General features: G+C 70.9%; 26 protein-coding genes and 1 pseudogene. 10 read left to right on the top strand and 17 right to left on the bottom strand.

What is annotated here, in order from left to right; translation table 11 throughout:
- Positions 1-2: 2 nt before the first annotated feature.
- The 6 genes from ACQP2Y_RS13290 to ACQP2Y_RS13265 all read right to left on the bottom strand — a co-directional run bounded on the left by ACQP2Y_RS13290 (position 3) and on the right by ACQP2Y_RS13265 (position 6,854).
- Positions 3-1,034 carry an FHA domain-containing protein gene (locus ACQP2Y_RS13290; protein WP_433727789.1) on the bottom strand — a complete coding sequence of 344 codons (1,032 nt, stop codon included), beginning with the start codon at positions 1,032-1,034 and terminating at the stop codon, positions 3-5.
- Positions 1,031-1,468: a hypothetical protein gene (locus ACQP2Y_RS13285; protein WP_433727787.1), complete on the bottom strand. Its 438-nt coding sequence runs from the start codon at positions 1,466-1,468 to the stop codon at positions 1,031-1,033. Before ACQP2Y_RS13285 ends, ACQP2Y_RS13290 begins: the two co-directional genes overlap by 4 nt.
- Complete coding sequence (locus ACQP2Y_RS13280) at positions 1,453-3,009, bottom strand: hypothetical protein (RefSeq protein WP_433727785.1); 1,557 nt, start codon at positions 3,007-3,009, stop codon at positions 1,453-1,455. The genes ACQP2Y_RS13285 and ACQP2Y_RS13280 overlap by 16 nt, the downstream gene beginning before the upstream one ends.
- 163 nt (positions 3,010-3,172) lie before the next feature.
- The gene (locus ACQP2Y_RS13275; protein ID WP_433727783.1) at positions 3,173-4,345 is read right to left on the bottom strand and encodes an acyltransferase family protein; all 1,173 of its coding nucleotides are present in this window, start codon (positions 4,343-4,345) and stop codon (positions 3,173-3,175) included.
- 89 nt (positions 4,346-4,434) lie between these two features.
- A complete protein-coding gene (locus tag ACQP2Y_RS13270) occupies positions 4,435-6,165 on the bottom strand; it encodes a sensor histidine kinase (RefSeq protein WP_433727781.1) in 1,731 nt (576 codons plus the stop codon).
- Entirely contained in the window at positions 6,162-6,854 is a 693-nt protein-coding gene (locus ACQP2Y_RS13265) for a response regulator (RefSeq protein ID WP_433727779.1), read from the bottom strand. The genes ACQP2Y_RS13270 and ACQP2Y_RS13265 overlap by 4 nt, the downstream gene beginning before the upstream one ends.
- Before the next feature lie 366 nt (positions 6,855-7,220).
- Here ACQP2Y_RS13265 and ACQP2Y_RS13260 point away from each other — a divergent pair, with 366 nt between their 5' ends.
- The 7 genes from ACQP2Y_RS13260 to ACQP2Y_RS13230 all read left to right on the top strand — a co-directional run bounded on the left by ACQP2Y_RS13260 (position 7,221) and on the right by ACQP2Y_RS13230 (position 10,584).
- Positions 7,221-7,961, top strand: coding sequence for a hypothetical protein (locus ACQP2Y_RS13260; RefSeq protein WP_433727777.1), 741 nt, complete (start codon positions 7,221-7,223; stop codon positions 7,959-7,961).
- Positions 7,961-8,503 carry a MauE/DoxX family redox-associated membrane protein gene (locus tag ACQP2Y_RS13255; RefSeq protein WP_433727775.1) on the top strand — a complete coding sequence of 181 codons (543 nt, stop codon included), beginning with the start codon at positions 7,961-7,963 and terminating at the stop codon, positions 8,501-8,503. Before ACQP2Y_RS13260 ends, ACQP2Y_RS13255 begins: the two co-directional genes overlap by 1 nt.
- A gap of 1 nt (position 8,504) precedes the next feature.
- Positions 8,505-9,002 (top strand): hypothetical protein, encoded by a 498-nt coding sequence (locus ACQP2Y_RS13250; protein WP_433727773.1) that lies wholly within the window; start codon positions 8,505-8,507, stop codon positions 9,000-9,002.
- Complete coding sequence (locus ACQP2Y_RS13245; RefSeq protein WP_433727770.1) at positions 8,999-9,499, top strand: hypothetical protein; 501 nt, start codon at positions 8,999-9,001, stop codon at positions 9,497-9,499. The genes ACQP2Y_RS13250 and ACQP2Y_RS13245 overlap by 4 nt, the downstream gene beginning before the upstream one ends.
- On the top strand, positions 9,499-9,666 hold the full coding sequence (locus tag ACQP2Y_RS13240) for a hypothetical protein (protein ID WP_433727768.1): 168 nt from the start codon (positions 9,499-9,501) through the stop codon (positions 9,664-9,666). Before ACQP2Y_RS13245 ends, ACQP2Y_RS13240 begins: the two co-directional genes overlap by 1 nt.
- A 108-nt stretch (positions 9,667-9,774) precedes the next feature.
- Entirely contained in the window at positions 9,775-10,236 is a 462-nt protein-coding gene (locus tag ACQP2Y_RS13235; RefSeq protein WP_433727766.1) for a hypothetical protein, read from the top strand.
- 15 nt (positions 10,237-10,251) lie between these two features.
- Positions 10,252-10,584 carry a hypothetical protein gene (locus ACQP2Y_RS13230; protein WP_433727764.1) on the top strand — a complete coding sequence of 111 codons (333 nt, stop codon included), beginning with the start codon at positions 10,252-10,254 and terminating at the stop codon, positions 10,582-10,584.
- Position 10,585: 1 nt separating this feature from the next.
- Here ACQP2Y_RS13230 and ACQP2Y_RS13225 read toward each other — a convergent pair whose 3' ends face one another.
- From ACQP2Y_RS13225 to ACQP2Y_RS13180, 10 genes are all read right to left on the bottom strand, one after another.
- The gene (locus ACQP2Y_RS13225) at positions 10,586-11,272 is read right to left on the bottom strand and encodes a hypothetical protein (protein WP_433727762.1); all 687 of its coding nucleotides are present in this window, start codon (positions 11,270-11,272) and stop codon (positions 10,586-10,588) included.
- Complete coding sequence (locus ACQP2Y_RS13220) at positions 11,269-11,757, bottom strand: SigE family RNA polymerase sigma factor (RefSeq protein WP_433727759.1); 489 nt, start codon at positions 11,755-11,757, stop codon at positions 11,269-11,271. Before ACQP2Y_RS13220 ends, ACQP2Y_RS13225 begins: the two co-directional genes overlap by 4 nt.
- A gap of 244 nt (positions 11,758-12,001) precedes the next feature.
- Positions 12,002-14,137, bottom strand: a complete 2,136-nt coding sequence (locus ACQP2Y_RS13215) for a beta-galactosidase (protein WP_433727756.1) — start codon at positions 14,135-14,137, stop codon at positions 12,002-12,004.
- 28 nt (positions 14,138-14,165) lie between these two features.
- Positions 14,166-15,095, bottom strand: a complete 930-nt coding sequence (locus ACQP2Y_RS13210) for a carbohydrate ABC transporter permease (RefSeq protein WP_433727754.1) — start codon at positions 15,093-15,095, stop codon at positions 14,166-14,168.
- Positions 15,092-15,979, bottom strand: a complete 888-nt coding sequence (locus ACQP2Y_RS13205; protein ID WP_433727751.1) for a carbohydrate ABC transporter permease — start codon at positions 15,977-15,979, stop codon at positions 15,092-15,094. Before ACQP2Y_RS13205 ends, ACQP2Y_RS13210 begins: the two co-directional genes overlap by 4 nt.
- Positions 15,980-16,045: 66 nt before the next feature.
- A complete protein-coding gene (locus ACQP2Y_RS13200; RefSeq protein ID WP_433727749.1) occupies positions 16,046-17,425 on the bottom strand; it encodes an extracellular solute-binding protein in 1,380 nt (459 codons plus the stop codon).
- A 171-nt stretch (positions 17,426-17,596) separates the two neighbouring features.
- The gene (locus ACQP2Y_RS13195; protein ID WP_433727746.1) at positions 17,597-18,727 is read right to left on the bottom strand and encodes a LacI family DNA-binding transcriptional regulator; all 1,131 of its coding nucleotides are present in this window, start codon (positions 18,725-18,727) and stop codon (positions 17,597-17,599) included.
- 133 nt (positions 18,728-18,860) lie between these two features.
- Positions 18,861-19,634, bottom strand: coding sequence for a hypothetical protein (locus ACQP2Y_RS13190; protein WP_433727744.1), 774 nt, complete (start codon positions 19,632-19,634; stop codon positions 18,861-18,863).
- A 356-nt stretch (positions 19,635-19,990) separates the two neighbouring features.
- Positions 19,991-20,674, bottom strand: a complete 684-nt coding sequence (locus ACQP2Y_RS13185) for an SDR family NAD(P)-dependent oxidoreductase (RefSeq protein ID WP_433727741.1) — start codon at positions 20,672-20,674, stop codon at positions 19,991-19,993.
- Positions 20,671-21,063, bottom strand: a complete 393-nt coding sequence (locus tag ACQP2Y_RS13180) for a dihydroxy-acid dehydratase domain-containing protein (protein WP_433727739.1) — start codon at positions 21,061-21,063, stop codon at positions 20,671-20,673. The genes ACQP2Y_RS13185 and ACQP2Y_RS13180 overlap by 4 nt, the downstream gene beginning before the upstream one ends.
- 251 nt (positions 21,064-21,314) lie before the next feature.
- Between ACQP2Y_RS13180 and ACQP2Y_RS13175 the strand changes: the two genes are divergently transcribed.
- A complete protein-coding gene (locus ACQP2Y_RS13175; protein WP_433727737.1) occupies positions 21,315-21,650 on the top strand; it encodes a hypothetical protein in 336 nt (111 codons plus the stop codon).
- 383 nt (positions 21,651-22,033) lie between these two features.
- Here ACQP2Y_RS13175 and ACQP2Y_RS13170 read toward each other — a convergent pair.
- A pseudogene (locus ACQP2Y_RS13170) lies at positions 22,034-22,177 on the bottom strand (IS5/IS1182 family transposase); the annotation flags it as partial.
- 163 nt (positions 22,178-22,340) lie between these two features.
- Here ACQP2Y_RS13170 and ACQP2Y_RS13165 point away from each other — a divergent pair.
- Both ACQP2Y_RS13165 and ACQP2Y_RS13160 read left to right on the top strand, forming a co-directional pair.
- The gene (locus ACQP2Y_RS13165) at positions 22,341-23,369 is read left to right on the top strand and encodes a serine/threonine-protein kinase (RefSeq protein ID WP_433727735.1); all 1,029 of its coding nucleotides are present in this window, start codon (positions 22,341-22,343) and stop codon (positions 23,367-23,369) included.
- A 187-nt stretch (positions 23,370-23,556) separates the two neighbouring features.
- Positions 23,557-23,784 carry a hypothetical protein gene (locus ACQP2Y_RS13160; RefSeq protein WP_433727733.1) on the top strand — a complete coding sequence of 76 codons (228 nt, stop codon included), beginning with the start codon at positions 23,557-23,559 and terminating at the stop codon, positions 23,782-23,784.
- Positions 23,785-23,998 lie beyond the last annotated feature (214 nt).

Below are 23,998 nucleotides of genomic sequence, written 5' to 3'. Positions count from 1 at the left end.
GTCTACGGATTGCGGTGCGACTCGTAGCGGAACCAGCGCCGGCCCACGTCGATGCGGGCCCCCGGCGCGATCACCACGGGTACGCCGGGGGTGAGCTGTGCGGGCTCCGCCGTGCCGGGACGGTGCACAAAGGTGCCGTTCGCCGAGTGCAGGTCCACCAGCTCGACCCGCCAGCCCGCCAGCCGTACGCGGACATGCCGGCGGGAGACCCCGCTGACCGGGCCGGAGATCCGCAGCGGCCTGGCCCGGGCCGCGACGACGTCCGGGTCGGCGTCGGGTTCGCGGCCCACCACGTAGTCGATGTCCAGGCGCAGGGTGCTGCCGTCGTCGAGCAACAGCACACCCAGCGGCGGGCGGGGCCCGAGCCGGGTCACCTGGGTCAGCTGGGCCATCGAGATGCCGCAGATCTGGCAGTACCGCTGATCCGGATCGTTGAAGTGGTCGTCGCGGCAGTACACCCCCTCGATGAGGGGGTGCGTCGCGGCCTCGTCGGCGGGCGGCTGGGGCGGCGGGCTGGGCGCCGGGGCATACCCGGGCAGCACGATGACCGCCTCGAAGGGTGCCGCCCGGTCGAATCGGCGAGCCGGCGGCGACGGGGCGCCGAGCTGGGCGACGAGCCCCGCCCCGCTGACCACGCCGGCGTCGAGGGCGGTCCGCGGATCCGGCGCGCCGCTGCCCGGCAGGCTGAGCCGCACCGTCCGCAGTGGACTTTCGATGGTCCGGTGGGTCAGCGCCGGTCCGTGCATGTGGACGCGACCGTGCCCGCCGTCGGTTTCGGCGGCCGCGGCGCCGCGGACCAGGATCGCGGGCGTGCCGCCGAACGCGGCCACGGCACACGCGACGCCGTCGGAGCCAAGCTGCCCGGCCAGACGGGCGATCAGGCCGGCCCCGTCGCCGCCGTCGTCGGCGGCGGCCCGGCGCACCAGCGCGACCAGTTCGTCGGTCTCCGCACCGGCGTCCGCGCAGACGGCGAGCAGATCACCGGCGCGCACCACGAGCCCGGCACCGGGCAGGGGCTGTACACGCATGCTCATACCAGCCTCCCGCCGCGGAAGCGCCACCGCAGGAACGGCACCCGCATCGGTCCGTTGGCGACCAGCCAGACAACCACCCAGACCACGGCGAAGTGCGTGGCGAAGGCCCATCCGGGTGGCACGGTGTCGATCAGCGGGACCGCGCCGGCGCGCAGGAGCAACCAGAGCAACACCCCTTCGGGTACGCCGGTGAGCAGCCCGAACAGTGAAGGCCAGTCCTTCTCCCAGCGGAACTGCATGAGCAGGTGGTACAGCGCTTCCCAGGCGATGCCGAGCACGGCCACCGCGGCCAGCACGACGAACGCCACCCGGTACCGCTCGGACAACGATCCCGGCACCGGCAACAGCGGGATCAGCACCAGGGTGACCAGCGAGCCGACCAGCGCCAGCAGGAACAGCCGGGTCTGGATGCGGCCGATCAGGATCGGGACCATTGCGCACTCCCCTGCACCGGGCGGCCGAGACTCCAGCGGATCCACTGTGCGGTCGACCGCACCGGGCCGAGCCGCTTGCACCAGCCACGGCGGGCCAGGTCGTCGGTGATCTCCTGGGCGGCCACCTGCAACCCGAGGAAGGTGTCCACGCCGGGGAAGTAGCCGCCGAGCGTGGCGGTGCCGGAGGCGTAGACCGCCCCGTCACCGTTGGCCGTGCCTTTGACCTCGAAGGTCCGCTCCACATCGAGCCGGCCGAGCGGGTTACGCCCGGCGCCGCCGTGGGTGAGCAGGTCGTCGAGGACCCGGTGCTCCGCGATGTCGGCCTCCAGCCCGGTGCAGTCGATGATGTAGTCGGACTGGATGTTCTGCAGGCCGTCCTCGCGCCGCACGATGCTCAGCACGGTGCCCTCCGGGCCCGGCCGGACCTCTTCCACGGTGCCCTGGAAGGCGCGGTACCAGCCGGCGTTGCGGCCGGACCGCATCTGCTGCTGCCAGCGGCGTCGTTTCGGCGTGTTGGTGCCGCCCATCCGGCGGTATTCGGCAGCCCGCTCGTCGCCCTCGAGCCGGCGCATCCTGGCCTTGAGCTGCCCGCCCCAGACCGACTTCGGATAGTTGAAGCCCTGGTAGGCGAAGCCGTGGCCGCCCCGGCGCCGGGACCACAGGTGCGGGCCGTGCGCGCCGGTCACGAACGTGCGGAAGATGTGCACGATCTCGGTCTGCAGCCCGTGCCGTTCCCGGTCGTCCATCAGCCGCTGCAGCACCCGGGACGCGACGATCCCGCCACCCCGCACGATCACCGTGCCGGGCGAGGTCTTGAGGAACTCGTAGACGTGCTCGTGCGGCTCGTACGCGTTGACCACGTGGTGGAAGTCGCGGTACTTCTCGCGGAAGGCCTGCAGGTCAGGCAGGAACCGCAGCCCGGGATAGCCGACCGCGAGGTGCACGAACCGGGACCGGTACGCGATCCGCTTGGTCGCGCTCGTGCCCGCCGGCGGGGTCACGATCGTGAAGTAGCCGCCGCCGACCCGGCGACGCACCATCCGGACCACACCCTTGACCAGCATCTCCGGGTAGGCGATCCGCGCCGCCTCGCGCTCCAGGCTGGCGAAGACGGCGCCGGCCCGTGGGGTCCAGTAGTCGGCGAAGATCGGCTCCCCGAGCACGTGCACCAGCGGTCGCAGCGTCCGGTCCCGCCACGCCTCGGCCAGCGCGTACGAGGGGAAGCCCCAGATGTTGTCCGGCCGCGAGGAGGAGTCCGAGCGGATCCGCTCCGGTTTCGGGATCTGCGACACCCGGGTCAGATACTGGTACGTCTGCCACGGATGGTCGATGTTCGACAGCACCGCGATCCGGTTCGTCGGCACCCCGGCGATGCGCAGATAGTCGACGGTGACGAAGGAGCCGATGCCGCCGCCGACGCTGACGAACGGGATGTCGCGGACCTCGATGCCGGACTCCTCGACCATCGCGTCGGACCACTGCGACTCCCGCAGCAGCCTGGGCGTCAAGTCACCCGGCGCAGCGCCCTGTTGCAAATCCATACTGTTTCCCCCGTTGTGCCGGGCAATCATCCCGCCCGATGTCCCCATACGGGTACCACACGCTGACAACGCGGCCGCGCATCGAGCACCTGCCGTGCCTTCGCTGACGGGCTCTGCCGGATCGCCGCGCACACGCGCCTCGCCCGCGGCGCTCGACGGGCCGTTACCCGTGGGCCCGTCGGACACCCCCGCCGTCCTCTCCCGGCGCGCCGATCCGCAGGCCCAGCGCGCCGCCCGGCGAGCTGGGTCCATCGGCCATCGACACGCCGGCCGGGGACCGCACCGGTCCGGTGGCGATCAGGCGGCGCAGCGCCGGGCCGAGCGGGCGTTCGACCAGGCGGTGGACCAGCCAGGCGGCGACGAGCAGCACCAGGATGGCGCCGGCGACGAGCAGCGGCACCGGGAGACCGGTGCGATCGTAGGCGTACCGGATCATCGTGTAGCCGATGCGCGGATGCAGCAGATAGAACGGGTACGACACGGCCCCGGCCACGGCCAGCCAGCGCCAGCTCCAGCGGTCGGTGTGCCCGAGCGCGATCACCAGCAGCACCGCGAACCCGAGCGTGATGATCAGCAGCCCCGGCCCGACCGGCACCGCGAAGCCGGGGTTGGCGATCAGCACGCGCTCCCGCACGCGGACCAGGCTGAGCACCCACGACGCGGCAAGCAGCAACCCCAGCGGCAGGGTCATCCCGTGCCGGCGGATCAGGTAGAACGTCATGCCGGCCACGAAGTACGGCGCGTACTGCGGCATGACCAGCTCCGCGAGCGGCACCCCGGCCGGTACGACGACGGAGGCGGCCAGCCAGCCGACGCCCAGCGCGAGCACGCGGCCACGGGTGAGGCCCAGCGCGATCATGACCATGAACAGCAGGTAGAAACGCAACTCGTACCAGAGCGTCCAGTAGATGGTGTCGACGTAGGGCACGTTCAGCGGCGCGGCGAGCATGGTGAGGTTGACGGCCACGTCACCGCCGGTCAGGTCGTGCGGCAGCGGGATGCCCTCGGTGAGCGGGAACCAGGTCATCACGGCCGTGGTGATCAGCACACACGCCCAGAACGCCGGGTAGAGCCGGCCGGCCCGGGAGGCGAGGAAGGCGCGCGGGCTGCGGTCCCAGCCGCTCATGCAGATGACGAAACCGCTGATCATGAAGAACACCTCCACGCCGAGGTTGCCGTAGATCAGCACCGAGTTCACCGCCTGCGGCAGATGCGTGCTGGTCGGCCGTACCCCGTCCACCGACCGAGCCATGCCGAGGTGATGGGCGGCCACCACCAGCGCGCACAGCAGCCGCAGCCCGTCCAGGGCCAGCAGGCGATCCTTCGTCGCAGCCATGATCGGCCGCCTCCTGTCTGTTTCTGCGTAAAGTCCATCGCCGCGAGTGGCGCAGCCACCGACGGTGCGGAAGGGGGTAAAGCGGTGGGTCAGTCCCGGGCGGGCAGGCGGATGGTGAAGGTGCTGCCGTGGCCGGCGCGGCTGGTCGCGGTGACGGTGCCGCCGTGCGCGCCGACGAGATCGCGGACGATGGCCAGGCCGAGGCCGCTGCCGCCGGTGTGCCGGCTGCGGGACCGGTCCGCGCGCCAGAAGCGGGTGAAGACGTGCGGCAGATCGTCCTCGCTGATCCCGTCGCCGGCGTCGACGACCTCGATCACCAGATCGTCGCCGTCGAGACGGGAGCGGACGGTCACGGTGGCGCCCGGCGGGGAGTGCCGGACCGCGTTGGAGAGCAGGTTGCCGAAGGCCTGGCGCATCCGGAGCGGGTCGAGCATCACCTCGGGATCGCCGACCGGTTCGGTCACGATCGTGACGTCCCCGGAGCGGCTGCCGTGCACGGCGGCGACCTGGTCCAGCAGCTCGTTGACGTAGACCAGCTCCGGGTGCAGGCGCAGCTGCCCGGCGTCGGCCGCGGCGAGGTCGCGCAGATCGTCGATGATGTGCTGGAGCACGTCGGCCTCATCGGCGAGCAGATCCAGCAGCTCGGGGTCGGGGTCCGCCACCCCGTCCCGGGCGGCCTGCAGCCAGGCACGGATGTTGGTCAGCGGCGTGCCGAGCTCGTGCGCGATGTCGTTGACCATGGCCTGCCGCTGCCGTTCCCCGGCCTCCCGGCGCTCGGTCAGGTCGTTGAACGCGGCGGTGAGCCGGCCGATCTCGTCCCGGCCCCGGATCGGCAGGCGGGCCGCACCCTGCTCCGCGGCGCGGGTGAGCGCGCGCAGCGGCCGGGACATCCGTACGCCGACCAGCAGCGTGATCGCGACGGCGACCGCCAGCACCAGCGCCGAGACGCCGGCGATCCCCATCGTGCTGGCCCGGGAGAGGTCGAAAACCGGGCCGGTCACCGATGCCGCGTCGTGGATGTAGAGGATCGCGCGCGGGGCCACGTACGGCCGGAGCTGCATCCGGAGGGCATCATCGATGCAGGTCCGCGTGTCCGAACCCGCAGGGGCCCCGGTCCAGGTGAAGCCGAGCAGCACGGTGACCGTGCCGTCTCCCAGGCAGGCGTTGGTGAGGGCGGTCAGCTCGTCCAGCGCCCGCTGCTCGGTGGCGGTGGGGACGTCGGCGCCGGACTCGCGCGCGCAGTCGGCCAGCTGAGCGTCCGATGCGCCGTCCGAGTGCAGCGTCGGCCGGCCGCCGGTCTCACGGGTGACCCATGCGTCGAGGCCCTTGCCGAGCAGGCACGACTCTGCCGCCAGCATGCGCGCGGAGACGGTCGTCAATTCGGCCTCGGTGAGCCGGTACGGACCGACCGCGCGCCAGTCGATACCGCGCCCGGCCGGTTCGGGGGAAAGGTAGCCCTCGAGGTAGAGCGGGTCGACCAGCGCCGACCGCCGGGCCGGCAGGACCGTCGACGTCTCCGAGCCGGCCAGGAACTCGCCTTCCGGGTAGGACAGCGAGATCGGCCGGCCGGTCCGCGCGGCGAGTTCGACGAGCAGCGGCCGCACCGCGGACCAGTCGGTGTGCGACGCGGCGTAGGCGACCACCTCGTCGTAGATCATCGCCTCGTCGTCGGAGATCCCGTGGTACTGCGCCTGCACGATCGCGCGCGTGGTGTTCTGCGCCGCGAGCCACGCGGTGGCCGCCACGGCGCACAGCATGACCACCAGCGAGAGGGCCAGCAGCCGTGCGACCAGGCTGCGGTGCAGCGGGACGCGCGTCACCGCGACCCGTCCGTGAGCTGGTAGCCGACGCCGTAGACGGTCAGCAGGTAGGCCGGGCGGCGCGGATTCGGCTCGAGTTTGCGGCGCAGCCGCATGACGTGCATGTCGACGGTACGGTCCGTGGCCGCGGCCTCGAAACCACGGGTCCGCTCCAGCAGCTGCGCGCGGGTGAACACCCGGTCCGGCGCGGCGGCCATCGCGGCCAGGATCTCGAACTCACCGGGCGTACAGTCCACCCGGAGCCCGCCGCTGGTCACATGCCGGCCCCGGACGTCGACCACGATCTCGCCGACCCGCAGCGCGGCATCCCGCTCGGCCGGCGCCCACTGGTTGCGGCGCAGCATCGTGCGGACGCGCGCCATCAACTCCCGCGGGTTGTAGGGCTTGATCAGGTAGTCGTCCGCACCCACGTCCAGGCCGCGCAGCAGGTCGTCCTCGTCGCGCCGGGCGGTCAGCATCAGCACCGGCACGTTGCTCTCCCGGCGCAGCACCCGGCAGACCTCGACGCCGTTCAGCTGCGGCATCATCACGTCCAGGATGAGAAGGTCCGGCGGAGACAGCCGAACCTGCTCGATCGCATCCCGGCCGCCGTGCACGACGGAGGCGCGATACCCGCTCGCCTCCAGGTACCGCCGGACCACCTCGGCCTGCCGGGCGTCATCCTCAGCGACCAGCACATGAGCACGCACAGCAGCGACTATAGGCAGCCGGGACCCGGCAGCGGCCGATCATGACAATGCCGATACAACCGGCGTCACCGGGCTGGCCGGTGGGTTGAGTCGTTGGACAACACACGCGGCTGACGACAGCTGAGCACAGCGTCTTCCGCCAGGCATCGCGCACGTATCCCAGCGAAACGCATCCGCGAGCCCGACAGTCACATCGCGCTCGATCCGAACGGAAGCACTACGGCCACGCGTCCGATCCGAACAACGCGGGGATCGGTCGGTGTGCGCGGCTTTGTCGTTTGTGGATGATGTCCGCCCGGGGATCGATAAGGATCTTTCCGCTCCGTAACGTGTGTCACACCAAGAGTGAGCGGGGGATCTATGGCAGTGCGGACGATCGATCGCGACGCGGTCCGAGCGTGGCGCCCACGATCCGGCGGACGACTCGTCGCGCCCGACGGCAGCACGCTGACCGTCAAACACGCGGACTCCGGCTTGGTCGAACCGTGGTTCACCGAGAACCGGGTCCGGTTCAGCGGAACTCCCGAGGCGAGCAACATCGGGGGACGCGCGTTCGAAACCGGCCCGGTGGGCACTGTGGACGGTCACGTCGCGGTGCTGCTGAACGGAAAGTACATCGCCGAGTACCCGGCCCAGGGCGGCACCTTTCTGCTCGCTGCCAACGTCGACGGATCGGTCGGCCTCGTCGCGTGGCAGGGCCGCTGGCATGAGGCGTACTGCTGGGTCAACGAACCGCGCGCGACCCACGCGCAGATGCTGAGCAAGCTGGACGATCTCACCTTCGCCGACGCCCCGGCGGGGCTCCAGGTGGAGTTGCCGTCCGGGCAGTCGTGGCAGCGGATCACCGCGTTCAAGCACCTGCCACCGGTCGGCTACCTCACCGTCCGCAAGGCGGCGACCGAAGAGGCGAGCCTCCCGGCCTGGTCCGGTCACCGGGTGGCGGTCGGCGAGGTGTGGCGGCAGATCAGTGACGCCAAGGAGGCCGCACCGAAGCCCGTGCTGGTGTGCGCGACGCCGACCGCGGTGGCCACGCTGAATCCACGGGAGAGTTCCGAGGACGAGGCCCTCGCCTTCCTGACCGGACTCAGCGCACTGCACTGGAAGTAGTGGCGGCGCTCGCGGCCCTGGTCCTGCTGATCGTCGTTCAGGCTGGGGCGACTCTGCTGGTCGTGGCCGGGTTACGGCACCACCGTGACCCCGCGATGCTGCGCCACCACCTGCGCGCGCACCGGATCGTTCCCCGCCGGTGGATCGACGCGGTCGCCCGGCTGCTGCCGACGGGGTCGGTCGGGATCGGCGTCGCCTCCGCCATCGCGCCGGTGCACTCCGCCGGTGCGGCGCGGCTGGCGGGCGCCGCGGTCGCGCTCGTCTACCTGATCTTCGCCGGTTACCTGGCCGTCCTGACCTACCGCGACCCGGCCGCCTCCTGCGGGTGCCTCGGCACCACCGGCGAACGGGCCGGCCGGTCGCTGCTGCGGGCGGTCGCGATGGTCGCCGCCGGCGCGGCCGTGGCCTCGCCGTGGCTGGCGCCTGCCCTGACCGAGATCGCCGGCTGGCGATTGCTCGCCGCGCTCACCGCGATGGTGGGTGCCGGCGCGGCCCTCATCCTGACCGCCGTCGCCGCTCCGATACCCCGGAGGACACTCTGAGATGAACTTCACCACCGCTGCCCTGATCCTCGCCTGGCTGGCGATCATCGTGCTCGCCTTCGGCTTTGCGGCACTGCTGCAACAGGTCCGTATTCTGCAGGCGGCCCTGCGGTTGCCGGCCGGCGCCCGCGCCGGCCTGCCCGAGTCCGCGCGGTCACTGCGCCCGCTCACCACCTCCCGCCGGTACGTGTTCACGGCCGAGCCGGGGTGCAGCATCTGCGCCGAGGTCCTGCCGGAGTTCCGGAAGCTGGCCGCGACGTACGCGGGCGTCGCCGAGTTCGCCGTCCTCGCCGCGTCCGGTGACTACCAGCGGTCGGACGGCGTGGAGGTGCTGGTCGACGCGCAGGCGTACCGGGACCTCGCCCCCTCCTGGTCGCCCGGCATCGTCGTCATCGCCGCCGACGGCACTGTCATCGAGGCGGTTCCCGGTGGTGACCTGAGACCGCTCCAGGCTGCCCTCGACCCCACATCCACGCCCACCACGGAGGTCCCGTCATGACGATCACCGCAGCCGCCCTGCCCGATTTCCACACCGCGCCCCCGGACGCCACCCCGAGCGTGGTGACCGCGACGATCCGCGGCTCCCGCCTGGGCCGGCGCACCCTGCTGCGGCTGGCCGGCGGTGGCGCGCTGGGCCTCGGCCTGACCGCCCTGGACCTGGTCACCCGGGTGCTGCCGAGCCGCGCCACCAACCCGAACCCGGTGCTGTCGGTGTGGAACGACTGCCGCAGCTACTACTCCGGCTCCCCGTCCACGTGCGTCCCCGCGAGCGCCTGGTACAGCAGCACCTGCAACGGCTCCTGGCACCGCAACGACAGTTACTCCGGCAGTTCCGTGACCTACAACTACACCTTTGACAACACCAGCTGCAGTAGCCGGAACGCGTGGCGCTGGACCGGTGGCGGCGTCCACCGCAAGTGCTCCGACGGCTGGACCGTCTATCGCGACGGCAGCACGTCCCGCAACACGTTCAGCATCTGCCGGACGGCCATCTGATGCTCCTGGTCCGGCCCCTGTTCCATCCGTGGACACCGGCCGTCGTCCTCGCCGCGGCGGCATCCGCCGCCGCGGCATCGGTCCTGGCCGGCGGGCCGCCGGTCGCTGTCATGTGGTGGCTGCTGCTCGGGCTGGTGTCCGGGTACGCCATCTCCGGCTCCGTTTGAAGCCTGAACTCGGCAGATCTGCTGAGCTCGTCAGTTTGGCGGGGAAACGCACGGTGGCACTTCGCCGCCGGAGAGGTACTGGGTGGCGTCACGACCGGCGCGCTGCTGGTGCTGCTCGGGTCGCTGCTGCGGCCGGTGCTGCCCACCTGGCTGCGCCTGGTCCTGATCGGGCTGCTCGCGGTCGTGGTGGTCGGCAACGAGTCCGGTCTGGTACGGGTGTGGCTGCCTCAGAACGGCCGGCAGGTGCCGTCCACCGTGATTCAGGAGGGCGGCCGGATCGGCGCCTGGCAGTTCGGTTTCGAGATGGGCACCGGATTGCGCACGTTCATGACCAGCAGTGTGCCGCACCTGGCCGCGCTGACCGTGGCTCTGCTGGCCTGGTGGCCCTATGCACTACTGGCCGGTGCCGCGTTCGGGGCCGGCCGGGCGGTGATGCCGTTGGTCCGGCTCGGCTGGAGCGACGGCTCCGACTGGGACAGGCGGTACAGCGTCGCCGGCCGGCCGTTCCGGCTGACGACGGTGGCGACGACGCTGCTGGCCGTCGCCGGCGTGATCCATGCAGTGACCTAGCGAAGAGGAGATGCCATGAGAACGAGGAGAATACTGGGCACGGCCGCGGCCGGTGTGCTGCTGAGCGGGGTCGCGCTGATTCCGGCCACCCCGGCCTTCGCGGCCGCCAGCGGCGACTACACCGGCTCGGGCGTACGCATCCGCAAATGTCCGCAGACGACCTCCGGCTGCGCGGTGCACGGCCTCGGGTATCCCGGCCAGGGCGCCAGCATCACCTGCTACAAACTGGGCGAACAGACCGGCGGAACCAACATCTGGTACTACCACCGCAACCGGGCCACCGGCGTGACCGGGTACAGCCATTCCGGTCAGATCAGCGTCACGAGTGGAACGATCCCCCGCTGTTAGCTCAGCGGTCGATGCTCTGGGCCACGTCCTGGATCTCCGGGGCGCGGGCCTTCCCGTTGCCCTCGACCGTGATCACCACGTGCTCCGGGGTGGCGACGACCGCCCGATACGTGGTGATCTCGTTACCTACGCTCCGGAACATCTGAGCTGTACCGACCGACGTGTCGAACCTGGCGGCGGCCGGCGTCACGCCGGCCGTCGCACCCGCCAACAGCTGAGCCCCGACGGTGGCGGCGTCACCGGTCACCGGCCGCATCACCGTGACGAAGAAGCTGGCGCCGTCGGTCCGGTCGTAGCGCCGCATGGTCACCGACGCGCTCGGGTCACCCGGCCCTGGTCCCGTACCGTCGTTGACCATGCCCTTGTCGGTGACCCGGGCCGTATAGAAGCTGTCCTCACCGGCTCGGACCGCGCCCTGCGGCAGCGAGGTGACGACATAGCCGTCCAGGGCGGAGCCGGCCGGCCCGCTCCTCCCCGACGACGCGGCGGCCGGCGGCGTGACCGGCGCCTGCGGCGAGCCGCCCTGCGCCAGCGCGAAGCCGCCGACAACAACCCCGGCGACGGCCAGCGCGGCGCTCCCGACCGCCGCGGCCCGCAGCAGGCGGCGGCGACGCACGCCCCGCTGCACGCGCTGCACGAAATCCTGGGGCACCGGGATGTCGAACTCGGCCAGCTCACGGTCGGTCATGACGTCACCTCCTCGTCGGGCCGGTGGGAGCGCATGGTGGCCAGGCCCCGGGACACCTGGGAGCGCACGGTCTGCGGACTGCATCCGAGCAGCGCGGCGATCTCGTCGTCCGGCATGTCGTGGACATACCGCAACGCGACCACTGCCCGCTGCCGCGGTGGCAGCCCGGCCAGCAGGTCGCGCAGGGCGCCCGCGGCATCGACGGCGGCAATGCCGAGATCCTCCTGGCCCCGCTCCGGCATCGCCGCGACGGGAATGTCAACGCGTCCGCGGCGCCGGTTGAGGAACAGGTTGACCATGGTCCGGTTGGCGTAGCCGACCGGGTTGCCGTCCTGCCGCACGCGCGACCAGGCCAGTCCCACCCGGATGAGCGTCTCCTGCGCGAGATCTTCGGCCTCGGACCGATCGAGGGTCAGGACGTGCCCGAAACGAAGCAGCCCAGGGCTGACCTCACGCACGTACGCCTCGAAGTCCGCACCTCTCATACCTTGATTACACGCCGGGGACCGGCTTTGTTGCATGCCGTCGCGGCGAACTCGAGCAAACTGCCGTTCGCGGTGTCCCGCAGAACCCCGGGAACAGCCGTGGACGCGTCGCAGTAGCCGCGACCGGCGCGACTGTGAAGATCACGAGCAGACGACCGGCACGCCGCCGGCACGTCAGCCGCCTCAGCTGCTGGACCGCCCCGGGACGCGACCTGGCTGGTTTCACCGGTTCATCCGCGGCTGGTCAGCCAGAAGCTTCGGTTCCGGCCGACGCGAAGACGCGTACGTCCCACGCGCCGAGGTGCACCGCCGTGCCCGGCGCGACCGCGGCACCGGTCAGGGCGTCGGTCAGCGGCACCGGCGCCTCGACCGCGACGGGTTCCCAGCTCCAGTTGTGCACGACGTGGACCCGGCGCCCGTCCGGGGAGGTGGCGGTGGTGGCCGTGACGGAGGCCGGGAGGCGGCGCCATCCGCCGGAAGGCACCGGCGCGAGCCATGCGGCGAGGGCCTGGGCGAGGTCGCGTCCGGGTACCGTGCCGACGCAGGTGACCCGGCCAGCGCCGTGGCGGCGGGTGGTGACCGCCGGCCAGCGGCCGAAGTGCGGATGGTCGTACTCGACGAGCACATCGGCGTCCACGACGGTGAGGCCGTCGGCCCAGCGCGTCGCCGCCGCCCGCTCCGGCAGGTCGAGCGGCCCGCCCGGGGCGGCCCGGACCGGGACGTCGCGCACCAGGTTGCTGAACTCCTCGTAGCGGACTCCGGCGACCTCGACGAGCCGTCCGGGCGCCGGCTCGTGTCGCGCGCGGGCCTCGTGGTCGGCGTAGCCGGTCCGCGGGCCGAGCACGAGGTGGCCGCCGGCGGCCGCGTAGGCGGCGAGCCAGTCGAGCGTCGCGTCGTCGGCGACGTACAGCGCCGCGACGACCAGGACCGGATGCCGTCGCGCGGCTGACTCCGGCGCCGAGCCGGCCCGCTCACCGCTCGGGTCGTGCAACTGCCCGGCGTGGACGATGCGCACCTGGCGGCCGGCGTCGAATGCGCCGCGGTAGAAGGGATCGAAGATGCCGTGGTACGCCGCGGCGTCCGGCCCACCGTCCGCGGCCGACAGCGGCGGGTACTTCTGCATGAGCCACTTGCTCGGCATCGAGTAGACCATCGTGATGTCGGCGTCGGGTTCGAGGGCGGCCACGAGCGAGCCGGCGGCGTCCAGTTCCGCGCCGAGGCGGGACAGCTCCGCGTACGTGCGGCCCGGCCGGCCGCTGTGCGGAAGGATCCCGCCCCAGTAGGTCTCCGTGCCGAAGTGCAGCGTGTGCCAGTGCCAGTACTCGATCATCCGTGCACCGCGCGCGACGAGCGCCCAAGCCGCCTGCCGCCACTGGCCGTCGTACGCCGGCCGGTTGTCCCACGGCATGCCGATGGACATGGCGTTGGTCTCGGTGACCAGGAACGGCGCCTGGCGCGACGAGAACATCCGGTCCGCGGTCTGGTACAGCGCCCACACCCCGGTGGTCTTCCAGCGCTGTTCGACGTCGTCGTGGTCGCGGTCCGGCAGCGCCAGGGCGTCCTGCATGACGTAGTACGGGTTGCCGGCGGCGACGTCGAGGCGTTCGGTCAGTTCGTCGTCGTGCATCGCGGGCCGGCCGTAGGAGAGGCACGTGGTGACGAACTGGTCGCCACGCGCGTACTCCCGGACGATGCCGGCCTGCCAGCCGATGAACTCGGTCGTCTGGCGGGCCTGGAACGCCCGCCAGGCGACGTCGTACTGGGGCTGGGCGTTGCCGTCCGGGGTCCACAGGTCCGCCCAGGTGGAGAGGCGGTGCGACCAGTAGACCAGGCCCCATTCGCGGTTGAGGGTCTCGACGTCGCCGTAGGTGGTGCGCAGGTGGTCCACGAATCGCTGGAAGACGCCGTGGTTGTGCAGCAGTTCGTTGCCGGGCTCGTTGTCCACCTGGAACCCGATGACCGCGGGGTGGCCGGCGTACCGGCCGACGATCTGCCGGATGACCCGCTCGGCGTGGAACCGGAAGCCCGGGTGGGTGAAGTCGACCTCCTGCCGCGCGCCCCATCCGATGCGCTGCCCGGTGGCCCGCTCGCCGGCGATCTCCGGGTACTGCCGGGCGAGCCACGGCGGCACGGCGTAGGTGGGCGTGCCGAGGATGACGGAGATGCCGCGTTCGTGTGCGCCGTCGAGCACCGGCTGGAGCCACTCGAGGTTGAACCGTCCGTTCTCCGGTTCCCAGGTCGACCAGACCGACTCGCCGACCCGGATGACGGTGAAGCGGGCGTCGACCATCAGGTCGAGGTCGGTCTTGAGCCGTTCGTAGGGCTGGTACTCGACGTAGTACGCGGCGCCGAAGAGGACGCGGGCGGGGAGCACCGCCATGGGGGAACCTCCGAAGTGGAGCGGTTGGTCATTGCTTGACGCTGCCGGTGGCCAGCCCGCTCTGCCAGTACCGCTGCAGCAGCAGAAAGGCCACGACGAGCGGGACGATCGAGAGCATGGACCCGGTCACCACGAGCACGACCGTGTCGCTGTTCGCACCGGATCCGCCCCCTGCGGTCTGGGAGGCCCAGGAGGAGAGGCCGACGGTGATCGGGTACAGGCTGGGGTCGCTGAGCATGATGAGCGGGAGGAAGTAGTTGTTCCAGGTCGTGACGAGGGTGAAGAGCACCACGGTCACCAGCCCGGGAGCCAGCAGCCGCAGGGCGATCCGGAAGAAGATCTGAGCCTCGCCGGCGCCGTCGATGCGGGCGGCCTCGATGAGACTGTCCGGGACGGCGTCCTGCGCGTAGACGCGCATGAGGTACATGCCGAAGGGGCTGACCAGCGAGGGCAGGATCACGGCCCAAGGCGTGTTGACCAGGCCGACCTTCGCGAACAGCAGGTACGTCGGTATCGCCAGGGCGGTGGTCGGCACCATGATGGCGCCGAGCACCAGGTTGAATCCGGCGCGGTCGCCACGGAACCGGAATTTGGCGAACCCGTACCCGGCGGCGGCCGCCAGCAGCGCGGCCCCGACCGCGCTGACGACCGCGTACAGCATGGTGTTGAGCATCCAGTGCAGGAAGACCCCGTGGTCGTGGGTCAGCGTCGCCCGGATGTTCGACAGCAGTTGCGGTGACCGGGAGAACCACAGTCCGAATGTGCTGAACAGGTCCTGCGTGCTCTTCGTCGAGGCCACCGCCAACCAGAACAGCGGCAGCAGGAAGTAGGCCAGGGCGGCGAGCATGGCGATGGTCAGCGGGGTGCTGCGCCGCCTGCCCGGCGACCGGCGCCGCCTGGCGGTGCGTGCCCGGCCGGTCGCCGCGACGCTCGGAACGGCCGGGGCGGTGGTGGTCATGAGGTCCTCCTGCGGTTCGCGGTGAGCAGGACGGCGTAGGAGACGATCACGATGACCAGCCCGAGGAGGAACGACACCGCGGCCGCATAGTTGATCTGTTGGTTGATGAAGGCGAGGGAGTAGGCGTACAGGTTGGCGGTGTAGGCACTGTCGATGACCCCGGGGGCGAGGCGTTGCAGCAGGTTCGGCTCGTTGAAGAGCTGGAAGCTGCCGATGACCGAGAACACCAGGGTGAGCATGAGCGCCGGCCGCAACGCGGGAATCTTGACGGACCAGGCGATCCGCCACGCGCCGGCGCCGTCGACCGCCGCCGCCTCGTAGAGATCCTGCGGTATGGCGCGCAGTGCGGCGTAGAGAATGATCATGTTGTACCCGACGAACTCCCACGTCACGATGTTCCCCAGGCTGCCGAGCATCCACTCGCTGCTCAGAAAGTGCGGGACCGGCACGTGCAACGCCTTGCCCAGCTGGGCGAACGGGCCGTAGTCCGGCCCGTAGAGGTAGCCCCACATGAGCGAGGCGACCACACTCGGTACGGCGTAGGGCACGAAGATGCCCAGCCGGACCACGCGTGCCAGCCGCACCAGGCCGCTGTCCAGCGCGAGCGCGAAGAGCAGCGCCAGGACCAGCATCACCGGCACCTGGATCAGGAAGAAGGTCGCGACCCGTAGCACGCCGTGGATCAGCTGCGGGTCCTTGACGGCGGTGACGTAGTTGTCCAGCCCGACGAACGTCGTGCCCCCGATGAGCTTGTGCTCGAAGAGGCTCAGGTAGGCGGCGTAGCCGAGCGGGGCGAGGAAGAGCAGCACGAACAGCAGCAGGAACGGGGCGACGAACAGCGGCCCGGCCGTGCGCCGGGAAGACCGTGCGGTGATGACACTCATCGTCGGGCCTTTCGGTCGAGGGTGCCGGGTCCCGCGGCCGGCGCCGGCCGCGGAACCCGCCGGCTGCTATTGGACGGTGAAGCCCTGGCCCTTGGCGAAGGTGGTGATCCGGGTCTGCCACTGGTCGAGCGCGGTGACGGCGTCGGTCTTGTCGGTGAGGGACTTGCCGACGGTCTCCTTGAAGTCCGTCTCCACCCGGTCGAGGAACGGCGGCCATTGGAACGTGGTGTTGACAGTGCTGCTGATCCCGGCGAAGAGCTGGTTGACCTTCTGGCCGCCGTAGAAGGCGGGGGTGTCACCGAGGTAGCCGGGGTCGGCGAGCAGCGCCTTCGTCGCCGGGAACAGGAACTGCTTGGTGGCGAACAGCTTGGCGCTGTCCGGGTCGGAGTTGAGGAACTGGGCGAACACCGCCGCCGCGATCGGGTTCTTGGTCGACTTGATGACCGCGCTCGTCGAACCGCCCCAGTTGCCCGACTGCGGCGTGGACGCGTCCCACTGCGGCAGCGGGGCAGCGCGCCACTTGCCCGAGGTGGACTTCGCCGAGCCGGAGAGGAAGACCGGTCCCCAGGCCGCGGTGAGCCAGGTGGCGTACTTGCCGCTGTTGAGCGCGGCAAACCACGGATCGGTGAAGTCCGGCTCGGTCCCGACGACGCCCTCCTTGGCCAGCCCGCCCCAGTACGCGGCGAGCTTCTGGGACGTCGTGTCGTTGACGTGGATGGCGATGGTGCTCTTGCCGGACTTCACGTAGGGCTTGCCGCCCGCCTGCCACACCAGCCCGTGCCACGCGGCGGGCTGGCTCGGCGCGAAGTTGGTCAGGTAGACCTTCGGGTTGGCGGCATGGAGCTTGCGGGCCGCGGCAGCGAACTCGTCCCAGGTCGTCGGGACCTGGATGCCGTACCGGTCGAAGATGTCCTTGCGGTACAGCATGCCCAGCGGACCGGTGTCCTGCGGGATCGCCCAGACCTCGCCGTTGGGCCCGCTGACCTGCGCCCACGTCCAGTCCACGAACTTGTCCTTCAGCGCCGCCACGCCGTACGGGCGCAGGTCCAGCAGGCTGTCGGTGATGGTGAAGGTCGGGATGTACTGGAACTCGATCTGCGCCACGTCGGGAGCACCGGTGCCGGCCTGCAACGCCGTGCGCAGCTTGGTGTACTCCGGGGCGCCCTGGCCGGCGTTGACCACCTTGACCTTGACGGCCGGGTACTTCTGCTCGAACAGCGCCACCTCTTGCGCGATGTCCGGAACCCAGGTCCAGAACGTCAGCTCGGTCGCGGTCGACATCGCCTTGTCGATGTCGGCCTGGCTCACCGCCGCGGCGGCGGAGGTACCGCCGCCTTTGTCGTCGTCGCCGCCGCACGCGGCCAGCGCGGCACTCAACGACACCGCTCCGGCCGAGGCGAGCAAGGTTCGGCGGCTTACCGGGAACTGTCGGGACGATATGGCCATGGTGAACTCCCGTCAAAGGGCAGGGTGGACCGGCGCGCCGGGCAACGGCGTGCTGAGGACAGGGGGTACCGAGAGAGGTGCGCGTCCGCGCGGGTGTTACCGCCGCTCGTCAGCGACGGCCGGTGCGGGCCTCGGGTGACGTGCCGCCGTAGGTGGACAGATCGAAGCTGATCAGGGCTGGGTGGAGGGGACTTCGCTGCCGGCGGGCTGACCGTGCGGGCCGCCGTGGGCATGGGGGATCGCTCGGCGGCCACGTCCCGGGATCGGCCGGAGCGGTGGTGGCGCCGTCGAGGCGCGGACGACGAGCTCGACCGGTTGGTCGGCCGCCGGTGGAAGCTCGACATCCGGCTTCTCGATGACGTGTACCAGCAGCGCGAGGCCCTGCCGCGCGACCTCGTCGAACGGCTGCCGCACGGTGGTGAGCGGGGGGCTGACGTAAGCGGCGACCGGGATGTCGTCGAACCCGACGACGCTGATGTCCTCGGGCACCCGGCGCCCGGCCTCGAGCTGCGCGCGGATGAAACCGATCGCCATGTCGTCGTTCGCGGCGAACACCGCGGTCACGGTGCCGTCGCCGGCCAGTTCCCGGCCCGCCGCGTAGCCGGACGCGGCCGACCAGTCGCCCTCGACGACCGGCGGCTCGTCCGCGCCGTGGGCTCGCAGCGCCTCGCGCCAACCGGCGAGACGGTCCCGTGCCGAATACCACCGCTGCGGACCGGCCAGGTGATGGACGGTCGAGTGCCCCAACTCCAGCAGGTGCTCGGTCGCGGCCCGCGCGAGCAGGCCCGCGCCGACCCTGGCGGTCACCACCTGCGGCGCCGCGAAGGTGGACGGCGCGCCGAGGACCAGGACCGGCACGTCGACGCTGATGAGGCCGACCCCCTCGTCGATCGGCTCGGAGATGACGACGCCGTCCACGCCCTGGTCCAGCAGCGACGCCAGGGCGCCCGCGATGCCGCCCGGGTCGCCCTCGATCGTGTCGGCCACCCGCAGCGTGTAGCCCACCTCCCGGACCGCCCGCCCGATGCCCACGAGCAGCGACGCCGGCCCGTACAAGGCGCTGCCGAGCGTCACCACGCCGATCGACCGGGTCCGCCCCGAGGCCAACGCCCGGGCCGCCTGGTTGCGCCGGTAGCCGAGCTCCTCAGCGGCGTCCAGCACCCGCCGGCGCACGTCGGCCGAGACATACGGCTCGTCGTTGAGGACCCTGGACACCGTCTTCTGGGAGACGCCGGCCAGCCGCGCGACGTCCACGCTGCGCGGCGGCGGAGGGCTTCCGCCCTGCCTCGTCAGTCGCGTCATGGCACCTCCCACCGCCGGGCCACAGCCTGTATGACTGCGCTATCATGTCTACGCAATCAGACGCTCGCGGTCAAGAGCCCGAAACCTCGCCCGTGATGCCGGCGAGGCACATTCCTTACCAACACCCCTCCCGCTACGTCGTGCCGGTGAACAGTGCGCGGAGTTCGGTGATCGGGGTGGCGGCGTTGCCATCGAGGGCTCTGCCCAGCGCGGTCAGCCGGGGATCGACGACCGCGGGGTTGTCCACCAGGCAGCGGGTCACCAGCGCCGACCACAGCCGGCGGGTGGAGGCGGAGTCGGTGTCGCGGCGGACGTACAGGGGTGACCGGGGACGTCGCCGCCACGGCAGTTCCGGGTCGGTCAGCACTGCGTCCAGTTCCTCGACCAGGACCGCCGCCAGTGCTGCCGCGGTCGCCGTTTCCGCCGACAGCAGCAGCACTGCGAGGGTCAGGAACACCGGCGCGGACGAGTCGTCGCGCCAGTCGCCCGGTAGGTTCAGCCGGCACCAGGCCAGAAAGCGCACTGCGGCATCGCGGGCCGGTTCTCCGAGTTCCCATGCCGAGTCCACCAACGGGGCGAGAGAGTCCACCGGGTTGCCGCCGGCGGTCACTGCCCGGACCAGGAGCGTGCAGGCGAACAGTCGCCGGAGGTGGTCGCGCCGGCCGGCCGGCGTTGTCCACCGGGTCAGGGCCAGGACCTCGGCGGGATCCCTTCTGAGGTCATCGGGCAGCCAGGGGCTGTGCACCAGGTCGGTCAGGGCCCGACGGTACTCGGGCACGTCGACGCCGTAGTCGGCTTCGGCGATCTCCTCGATGGCGGCGGCGTCCAGCTGCGGGGCCACCCAAGCCAACAGCGCGCGTTCGTTCGGGGCGAAGGATGCGAACAGGTCACGGTCGGAGCCGGTCACCAAGCGATGATGCGGCCTCGACCCTGTCGACGTCCATGACATATGCGCGGACGCCGGCGCAGCCCTCCCGAGCGGGCACCAGGGCCACCACCCGATCGACGACCCGACCGCCATCGACGCGAAGATCAGTGCCGCCGACGCGCCACCCGACGCCTCGACGCTTAGGCCGCCCTTGGCGATGAGGTAGACGCCGAACGACAGCTCCCAGATGAATTCTGGGATCGTTGCGACGCCCGGCAGTGCGGACCCGCGTCCGGTGGCACCGAGCATGATGGCGATGCCCGAGTCCGGATCGGTGCATCAGGTAGCCGAGAATCATGCACCATCATCGCCTCCCAGGACTCTGGCCGCGGAGATCAGTAGGTGGCGCGGCCGCCACTGATGTCGTAGACGGCGCCGGTGGAGAAGCTGACCTTGTCGGAGACGAGCCAGGCGATGAGCTCGGCGACCTCCTCGGGCCGGCCGACCCGCCTCATCGGGATCAGGCTGGTGATGTGGGCGAGCGCTTCCGCTCCGGTGCTGGCGTTCATCGGGGTCTCGATCACCGCCGGGGCGATGGCGTTGGCGAGGACGCCGCTGGTGGCGAGTTCCTTGCCGAGGGACTTGGTGAGGGCGATGACGGCGGCCTTGGAGGCCGAGTAGGGCGACATGTTGGGGTTGCCGTCCTTGCCGGCCATGCTGGCGATGTTGACGATGCGGCCCCAGCCACGTTCGCGCATGCCCGGTACGAAGGCCTGGCAGGTGTGCAGGGTGCCGTTGACGTTGACGGCGAAGGTGCGAGCCCAGCCGTCGAGCGGGACTTCCCATAGTGGCGCGTTCGGGCCGACGATGCCGGCCGAGTTGATCAGGATGTCGACGGGGCCGGTCTGTTCCGCGGCGGCTCGCACAGCGGCCGCGTCGGTGACGTCGACGTGCAGGTCGGCGCCGTCGGCGATGTCCAGGGTGATGACCTTGATGCCGTCGGCGGCCAGGCGGGTAGCGGCCGCCGCGCCGAGGCCGCTCATGCCGCCGGTGACGACAGCGGTACGGGATGCGCTCATGAGCTGTCCTTGTCTGTCAGTCGGACTCGCGGGACGCACGGTCGCCGCTTGAGCCGAGCAGACCGTCGAGCGCGCCGCCAGTGTTGGCCTGCCCGACGGTGTTCGACGTGGACCCGTTCCCAGCCGCGGCGGTGAGCGGAGTAGGCCGTCACCGCCTCGAGGGCCAGCTCGCAGGCTTCCCGCTCCGCGGCGGAGACGTCGACGTCCAGGTGTCGGTTCAGGGCGTCGCGCATGTCGCCGGTGCGGGCCTTGCCGAGTCGTCCTCCGGCAGCTGCTTCGGGGGCGCCGTGCAGAACGACCGTGCCGTAGGCCGTGCCACTCATCCGCCCGTCGCAGATCCGCACCATGTCCCGGACGCCCTGCTCGAGCAGGTTGCCCAGCAGCGGCATGTTCGACACCTCCGGCTTGCCAGGGTAGCCCTTGGTCCGCAGCCACGTAGCTCGGCACGGAGTCGGTGGTGACATCTGGGACCGGGTCGTCGAGGCGGGCGTGCGGGGCGCCGCAGCTGGTTGGTGCTGCCAAGTTCGAGGCAGAGGCGACAGCGGAAGTGCCGGCGGCGCTGCTTGTTGAGGTGACTCATTGTCGGTCGCGCATAGCGGCTTCGGTGCCGCTCCGCTGGATCGGCTGACCCATGGCGGTAATGGGCAGCGTCAGGTTCCACTACAACGGCCCGGCCACGCCGGCCCCCGCCGGCTGGACCGCACCGACGAACGGACCCGACCCGCAACTGCTGGCCCAGACCAGCCACGGCGACAAACCCGACGCGACCGGCGCGACGACCGGACCTACCCCCAGCGGTGTCGACGATCCCGACAACACCGCCGAGGCCGCCCCACAGCGGCACGACAGCGTCGCGGTGTGGTTGCTGCCCGCTGGGCTCGTCCTGGCATCCGCGTTGATCATCGGGCACGCCGCCCGCAAGCCGCCTCTGCCGGCCCCGGCCCGGCGGCGCCGGAACAAACCGCCCGCCACATGACCGGCCATGTAACGGCGGTTGGGAGCCCTTGAACCGCCCGGCTTCCGCGCGTCTGCCCCCAGCGGTGGCTTCCCGTTGGGGACCTCTCGGGGTCTATCCGGGCCGTGTCGAGGGGGTTCTGTCGGCGCGACCGGACGGATCGTCACGCACCGCCCGGAAACCGAGATCGTCGACGAGGAGGCGATCCGCGCGGACGTACGGCTGCTGCGCTGCGATCTGACGGCCGCCGACCGGGAGGGGTACGTGGCGTTGCGGGGGCATCAGAAGACGTCGGGGCGCGAGAGGCGTGGTGGATTTGCGCCTCGGTGTCCTCGATCGACACCACCCGAACGTGATCGAAGCGCTTTCCGGAAGTGCTGACGCTCGATAGGCATCTACCGACCCTTGTCGAAACCGGGCGGGCGTCCAACCTGGCTGCCCTTGGCAGCTCGGCGGGCGACCTGGTCGGCGCGTTCCGGAATGGTATGCGCGAGGAGCCGGCGACGAACACCCCGGTGGGTCGGATCGTGCGCGTAGGCCTTCCCCGCTCTCCGTCGTACACGCGGATCGCGTCTCGCAGCGGCAACAGCTACAGATTGTCGCGGCCTGACCTGCGGTGGACTCGACCCGTTCTCGGTAGCAGGTACGGCCGGCGAGTAGCCTCGATCACCTCAGCGCCCCGCGACTGGCAGGAGGGAAATGATCACGCCCTTGCGCGCCGGCGATCCCACCCGCCTGGGCGACTATGAGCTGGTCGGCCGCTTGGGCACCGGCGGGATGGGCACGGTGTATCTCGGCCGCGGGCACAACGGGCGACGGGTCGCCGTGAAGACCATCCGCACCGAGTACGCGTGGGACAGCACACTGCGGGGCCGCTTCCGCAGCGAAGTGAACCGGCTGCGCCAGGTGCCGTCGTTCTGCACCGCGGCAGTGCTCGACGCCGACTCCGACCATGATCCGCCCTACCTGGTGGTGGACTATGTTTCCGGTCCGAGCCTCGCCGCGGAGGTTCAGCAGAACGGTCCACTCAGCTCGGACGGGCTGCCCGGTGTGATCATCGGCGTCACCGCGGCGCTCGTCGCGATCCATCAGGCCGGGGTGGTCCACCGGGATCTCAAACCTGACAATGTCCTGATCACTTTGGGTAGTATCAAAATCATCGACTTCGGTGTCGCCCGCTCACTGGACCACACGAGCCAGCACACCGCGAGCGGGCAGATGATCGGCACGGTTCAGTACATGGCACCCGAGTCGTTCGACACGACCGCGGGTGGCCCGGTGACCGCAGCCGCGGACATCTTCGCCTGGGGCGTGCTTGTGACCTACGCGGCGACCGGGCGCACGCCCTTCACCGCGAACACGCCGCCGGCAACAGCCCTGCGTATCGCAACTCAGCCTCCCGACCTGACGGGCCTCACCGGCGTACTGCGCAACCTGGTCGCCCAGGCACTCACCAAGCGGCCCGAGGACCGGCCCACCGCACGCCAGCTCCTCGAGACCCTGCTCGGCATCGCGCCGGCCCCTGTCCCGAGACCACACCGGACGCCCCTGCCCCCGTTGAGCCCTCGATCGACACTCCCGGCCGCGAAGCCCCGGCCGACTCCGTCCTTGCCCGCACCGTTGCCCCCCTCGGGCGAGAAGCGCAGCCACACCGTCGCCTTCATCATCCTGATGGTGCTGACCGGCCTGCTCGGCGTGATACTGACCAGCACTCTGTTCTACCTGGTGGACAACGCCTGAGCCGACCGGTCCGACCAGCTCACCAACCGCTCCGACTCCCCAGAGCCGTGCCCCGTACGCCCAAGCCAGCCTCAACACCCGGGCTCGAGCAGCCCCGGCTGGCGCCGCTGCCGGACGAGGCGTTCGAGACCGGCCTTGGCTCGGGCATGGCGTCGACCGCTACAGCCAGGTCACCGTCCGCAGCAAATTGGTGTTCGTCCTCGGCTCGTTGTTCCCGGCGGTCGCGCAGATCGATGCGGACGGGTTCGTTGCCTCGGCCGCCCAGTACGCCGGGACCAGCGCCGTGATCCTCGCGCTGGTGGTGGCGATTTTCGTCGTCGGCCGCCGGCCGCCGCCCCGAGCCCATGGCTGGTCGGCGCCGTCTCCTTCGTGGCTGCCAGCCTGGTGGTGGCACGTCAGTACCTGCCGGAGCTGAGCATCGCCATGCCTGTCCGCCGGCATACGGACGGTCGTCACCAAAGGTCCGCCGGACGGAGCCACGATCAGAGGTCGAGGACCGGCACCACGATGCCGGTGGCGATTCTGCACCGAGACGTAGCGCGGATCTCCTGCTGGAGTATCACAAAGCTGGGTGACGGCCTGGTTCGATCAAGGACGGCCCGTGCCGGGTTGGACCGGAGCAGAGAAGG

The organism is Actinoplanes sp. CA-051413, assembly GCF_050955795.1.
Classification (GTDB): Bacteria; Actinomycetota; Actinomycetes; order Mycobacteriales; family Micromonosporaceae; genus Actinoplanes.
This window is presented reverse-complemented; position numbering and strand designations above follow the sequence as displayed.

What these genes read in the sequence shown, in the direction of transcription:
- ACQP2Y_RS13290 (WP_433727789.1), bottom strand. Translation starts at nt 1,034, where the DNA reads ATGAGCATGCGTGTACAGCCCCTGCCCGGTGCCGGGCTCGTGGTGCGC.
- ACQP2Y_RS13285 (WP_433727787.1), bottom strand. Translation starts at nt 1,468, where the DNA reads ATGGTCCCGATCCTGATCGGCCGCATCCAGACCCGGCTGTTCCTGCTG.
- ACQP2Y_RS13280 (WP_433727785.1), bottom strand. Translation starts at nt 3,009, where the DNA reads ATGGATTTGCAACAGGGCGCTGCGCCGGGTGACTTGACGCCCAGGCTG.
- ACQP2Y_RS13275 (WP_433727783.1), bottom strand. Translation starts at nt 4,345, where the DNA reads ATGGCTGCGACGAAGGATCGCCTGCTGGCCCTGGACGGGCTGCGGCTG.
- ACQP2Y_RS13250 (WP_433727773.1), top strand. Translation starts at nt 8,505, where the DNA reads ATGAACTTCACCACCGCTGCCCTGATCCTCGCCTGGCTGGCGATCATC.
- ACQP2Y_RS13245 (WP_433727770.1), top strand. Translation starts at nt 8,999, where the DNA reads ATGACGATCACCGCAGCCGCCCTGCCCGATTTCCACACCGCGCCCCCG.
- ACQP2Y_RS13240 (WP_433727768.1), top strand. Translation starts at nt 9,499, where the DNA reads ATGCTCCTGGTCCGGCCCCTGTTCCATCCGTGGACACCGGCCGTCGTC.
- ACQP2Y_RS13230 (WP_433727764.1), top strand. Translation starts at nt 10,252, where the DNA reads ATGAGAACGAGGAGAATACTGGGCACGGCCGCGGCCGGTGTGCTGCTG.
- ACQP2Y_RS13225 (WP_433727762.1), bottom strand. Translation starts at nt 11,272, where the DNA reads ATGACCGACCGTGAGCTGGCCGAGTTCGACATCCCGGTGCCCCAGGAT.
- ACQP2Y_RS13220 (WP_433727759.1), bottom strand. Translation starts at nt 11,757, where the DNA reads ATGAGAGGTGCGGACTTCGAGGCGTACGTGCGTGAGGTCAGCCCTGGG.
- ACQP2Y_RS13215 (WP_433727756.1), bottom strand. Translation starts at nt 14,137, where the DNA reads ATGGCGGTGCTCCCCGCCCGCGTCCTCTTCGGCGCCGCGTACTACGTC.
- ACQP2Y_RS13210 (WP_433727754.1), bottom strand. Translation starts at nt 15,095, where the DNA reads ATGACCACCACCGCCCCGGCCGTTCCGAGCGTCGCGGCGACCGGCCGG.
- ACQP2Y_RS13205 (WP_433727751.1), bottom strand. Translation starts at nt 15,979, where the DNA reads ATGAGTGTCATCACCGCACGGTCTTCCCGGCGCACGGCCGGGCCGCTG.
- ACQP2Y_RS13200 (WP_433727749.1), bottom strand. Translation starts at nt 17,425, where the DNA reads ATGGCCATATCGTCCCGACAGTTCCCGGTAAGCCGCCGAACCTTGCTC.
- ACQP2Y_RS13195 (WP_433727746.1), bottom strand. Translation starts at nt 18,727, where the DNA reads ATGACGCGACTGACGAGGCAGGGCGGAAGCCCTCCGCCGCCGCGCAGC.
- ACQP2Y_RS13185 (WP_433727741.1), bottom strand. Translation starts at nt 20,674, where the DNA reads ATGAGCGCATCCCGTACCGCTGTCGTCACCGGCGGCATGAGCGGCCTC.
- ACQP2Y_RS13180 (WP_433727739.1), bottom strand. Translation starts at nt 21,063, where the DNA reads ATGCCGCTGCTGGGCAACCTGCTCGAGCAGGGCGTCCGGGACATGGTG.
- ACQP2Y_RS13175 (WP_433727737.1), top strand. Translation starts at nt 21,315, where the DNA reads ATGGGCAGCGTCAGGTTCCACTACAACGGCCCGGCCACGCCGGCCCCC.